Annotated in this window: 3 protein-coding genes; 2 read left to right on the top strand and 1 reads right to left on the bottom strand. The window is 71.3% G+C overall.

What is annotated here, in order from left to right; all coding sequences use genetic code 11:
* A partial coding sequence (locus tag G6028_RS09660) for an acetyl-CoA C-acetyltransferase (protein ID WP_182658740.1) occupies positions 1 to 1,173 on the bottom strand: 1,173 nt, incomplete at its 3' end.
* Positions 1,174 to 1,295: 122 nt separating this feature from the next.
* Between G6028_RS09660 and G6028_RS09655 the strand changes: the two genes are divergently transcribed.
* Together G6028_RS09655 and G6028_RS09650 are read left to right on the top strand one after the other, a co-directional pair.
* Positions 1,296 to 2,645 (top strand): 3-oxoacyl-ACP reductase, encoded by a 1,350-nt coding sequence (locus tag G6028_RS09655; protein ID WP_187701339.1) that lies wholly within the window; start codon positions 1,296 to 1,298, stop codon positions 2,643 to 2,645.
* A partial coding sequence (locus tag G6028_RS09650) for a MaoC family dehydratase (protein WP_338404189.1) occupies positions 2,642 to 3,553 on the top strand: 912 nt, incomplete at its 3' end. The genes G6028_RS09655 and G6028_RS09650, both read left to right, overlap by 4 nt.

Genomic DNA, 3,553 nt, shown 5'->3' with positions numbered 1-3,553 from the left:
CGCCAGCGAGGAACCGTGGACGTTGAGCTTGCTGCGGTCGATCGATCCGAGCGCGGAGTCCAGACCGAGTCGCTCGGTGCAGTACTCCTCGGACTCCCAGGCCGCGAGCGTGGCCAGGACCTGCGAGGCGAACGCCTCGTGGATCTCGTAGTAGTCGAAGTCCTGCAGTGTCAGGCCGTTGCGCTCCAGAAGCCGCGGGACCGCGTAGGTGGGCGCCATGAGGAGCCCGTCCGGGGTGCGGCCGTCGTGGCCGTGGATGAAGTCCACCGCCGCGGTCTCGGAGTCCACCAGGTAGGCGCGGACGGGGAGCTTGTTCTCCTCCGCCCAGGCCTCGCTCGCCAGCAGGACCGCGGAGGCGCCGTCGGTGAGCGGGGTGGAGTTCCCGGCCGTCATGGTGGCCTCGGTGCCGTGGGCCTCGGCGTCGCGCTTGCCGAAGACCGGCTTGAGCTTGCCGAGCTTCTCCTCGGACGAGTCGGGACGCATGTTGTCGTCCCGCGGCACGCCGAGGAACGGGGTGACCAGGTCGTCCTGGAAGCCGGACTCGTAGGAGGCGGCGAGGTTGTGGTGGCTGGCCGCGGCGAGCGCGTCCTGGGCCTCGCGGGTCACGCCGAGCTCGCGGGCGGTGATGGCGGCGTGCTCACCCATGGACAGTCCGGTGCGGGGCTCCGCGTTCTGCGGCTGCTCGGGGACCAGCGACTGCGGACGGATGTCGCCGAGGAGCCTGAGCCGGTCGACCGTGCTCTTGGCCGAGGTGACCTTGATGAGGATCTTGCGCAGGTCGTCGTTGACGGCCAGCGGGGCGTCGGAGGTGGTGTCGGTGCCGCCCGCGATCCCGGCGTCGATGCGGCCGACCGCGATGGCGTCGGCGACCTGGATGGCCGTGGCCAGGCCGGTGCCGCACGCCTGCTGCACGTCGTAGGCCGGGCTCGAGGAGTCGAGGACGGAGCCGACGACGGATTCGCGAGTGAGGTTGAAATCGCGGGCATGCTTGAGGACGGCGCCGGCGGCGACCATGCCCATGCGCTTGCCCTGCAGGTTGTAGCGGCTGGCGAGACCGTCGATGGCGGCCGTCAGCATGTCCTGGTTGGAGGCGTCCGCGTACTTGCCGTTCGATCGCGCGAAGGGGATTCGGTTGCCGCCGACGATGGCGACCTTGCGGGGGCTTGTGGTCACGTGTGTCACTCCCGTTTGTTCTCGGTGTCCGGTGGCCCGTAGCGCGGCCCGACTAGTATTGTTACTCAGCAGTAAGTTACTTGTCGACCCGTAAGACCGCACCTCTCCAGGAGATGATCGCCATGGCACAGGGCAACCTCGACCTCTATTCGCAGTTCGTGACCTCGGCCCCCGGGTCGTTCATCGCCGGCAAGGTCGGCCTCCCGCAGCCCGAGCAGCTCCGCCGGCACGAGGCCGGGCAGCCCGCTCTCCACGGCCCGGTCCTGGTCGGCGGCGAGGGCCGCCTGGTCGAGCCCGTCCGCGCGATCCTCGAGTCGGACTACGAGCTGGCCGGCGCGGACGCCGAGGGCAAGTTCGCCGGCCTGGTCTTCGACGCCACCGGCATCCGCCGCACCGAGGACCTCAAGGCCCTGTTCGACTTCTTCAACCCCGTCGTCCGCCGCGTCGCCGCCAGCGGCCGCGTCGTGGTCCTGGGCACCACCCCGGAGGAGACCGGGTCGGTGGAGGAGCGCATCGCCCAGCGCGCGCTCGAGGGCTTCACCCGCTCGCTCGGCAAGGAGATGAAGCGGGGCACCACCGTCCAGCTGGTCTACGTCTCCGCCGACGCCGACACCGGCGCGTCGGGCCTCGAGTCCACCCTGCGCTTCATCCTCTCCGGCAAGTCCGCCTACGTCGACGCCCAGGTGTTCCGCGTGGGTGCCGGCGCCGCGACCGCCCCCGGGTCCTGGGACCGCCCCCTCGAGGGCAAGGTCGCCGTGGTCACGGGCGCGGCCCGGGGCATCGGTGCGGAGATCGCCGCCGTGCTCTCCCGCGACGGGGCGCACGTGATCTGCTGTGACGTCCCCGCCGCCGGCGAGTCCCTCTCCGCGACCGCCAACAAGGTGGGCGGCACCTCGCTGCCGCTCGACGTGACCGCCGCCGACGCCGCCGAGGTGTTGGCCAAGCACGTGCAGGAGCGCCACGAGGGCGTCATCGACATCCTCGTGCACAACGCGGGCATCACCCGCGACAAGACCCTGGCCGGCATGGACTCGGCGCGCTGGGACTCGGTCATGGCCGTCAACCTCGTCGCGCCGGAGCGGATCACCGCCGAGCTCGCGGAGAAGGGCGTCCTCACCGAGGGCGGCCGCGTCGTGGGCGTCTCCTCGATGGCCGGGATCGCCGGCAACCGCGGCCAGACCAACTACGCCGCCTCCAAGGCCGGCGTGATCGGGTTCGTCGACGGCGCCTCCGCCGAGCTGGCGTCCAAGAAGATCACCGTCAACGCCGTGGCCCCCGGCTTCATCGAGACCCAGATGACCGCGGCCATCCCGTTCGCCACCCGCGAGGCCGGACGCCGCATGAACTCCATGCAGCAGGGCGGTCTGCCCGTCGACGTGGCCGAGACGATCGCCTACTTCGCCAGCCCCGCCTCCTCCGCGGTCACCGACAACGTGATCCGCGTGTGTGGCCAGTCCCTCCTGGGCGCGTGATCGAGGTGGATCGCTCGTCGTCGGAGAACACCAGGTCGGAGAACACCGTGGAGTACACCCGCCTGCCCGCCATCCCCAACCTCCTGGCCCAGTACGGCAAGGCGGCCGTCGGCTCTGTCCCCGTGGTGGGCGGCAAGCGCGACGGCACGTCGATGCCCGACAAGGGCGTCGAGGTGGCCGGCGTGCGCGTGGACGTGGCCAATCTGGCCGCCTACGCCCGCGTCTGCGACCTGCGGTTCGGTGACGCCCTGCCGCTGACCTACCCGTTCACGCTGGCCTTCCCCCTGAGCATGCAGCTCATGTTGGACCCGGCCTACCCGGTCCCGGCCATGGGCTCGGTGCACCTGACCAACGAGATCGAGTCCCACCGCCCCTTGCGGGTGGGCGACGAGCTCTCGATCCGCGCGCGGGCCGAGAACCTGCGGGAGCACCCCGCCGGGTTGCTGCTCGACATCGTCACGGAGATCCGTACCGGCGACGACGACCAGCCGTCCTGGGTCCAGCGGTCGGGCCTGCTCTCCAAGCGCCGGACGTCACTGACCCCTCCCAAGGACGCACCGCGCCCGCCGAGGCCCGAGCCGCCCACGGCCGCGGAGATCGGTGACCCCACCGTGGTCAGGTCGGTGTCCGAGTCGCTGATCTCCGAGTACGCGTCGGTGTCCGGGGACCGCAACCCCATCCACGTCTCCAAGGTGGGCGCCAAGGCGTTCGGGTTCCCCAACGTCATCGCGCACGGGATGTGGACGGCCGCCACCATGCTCGGTGTGGTCGAGGGCGCCATCCCCGAGCGGGCGCGCTACTCGGTGGAGTTCGGCAAACCCGTCGTGCTGCCCGCGAAGCTCGCGATCTACGCCCGGCGCGGGGCTGTTGCGGGCGCCCGGCCCGACGCGGGCGCCGGCACCGGCACC

This window comes from Dietzia cercidiphylli (genome assembly GCF_014145145.1).
In the GTDB taxonomy this organism is placed as follows: domain Bacteria; phylum Actinomycetota; class Actinomycetes; order Mycobacteriales; family Mycobacteriaceae; genus Dietzia; species Dietzia natronolimnaea.
This window is presented reverse-complemented; position numbering and strand designations above follow the sequence as displayed.

What these genes read in the sequence shown, in the direction of transcription:
- G6028_RS09655 (WP_187701339.1), top strand. Translation starts at nt 1,296, where the DNA reads ATGGCACAGGGCAACCTCGACCTCTATTCGCAGTTCGTGACCTCGGCC.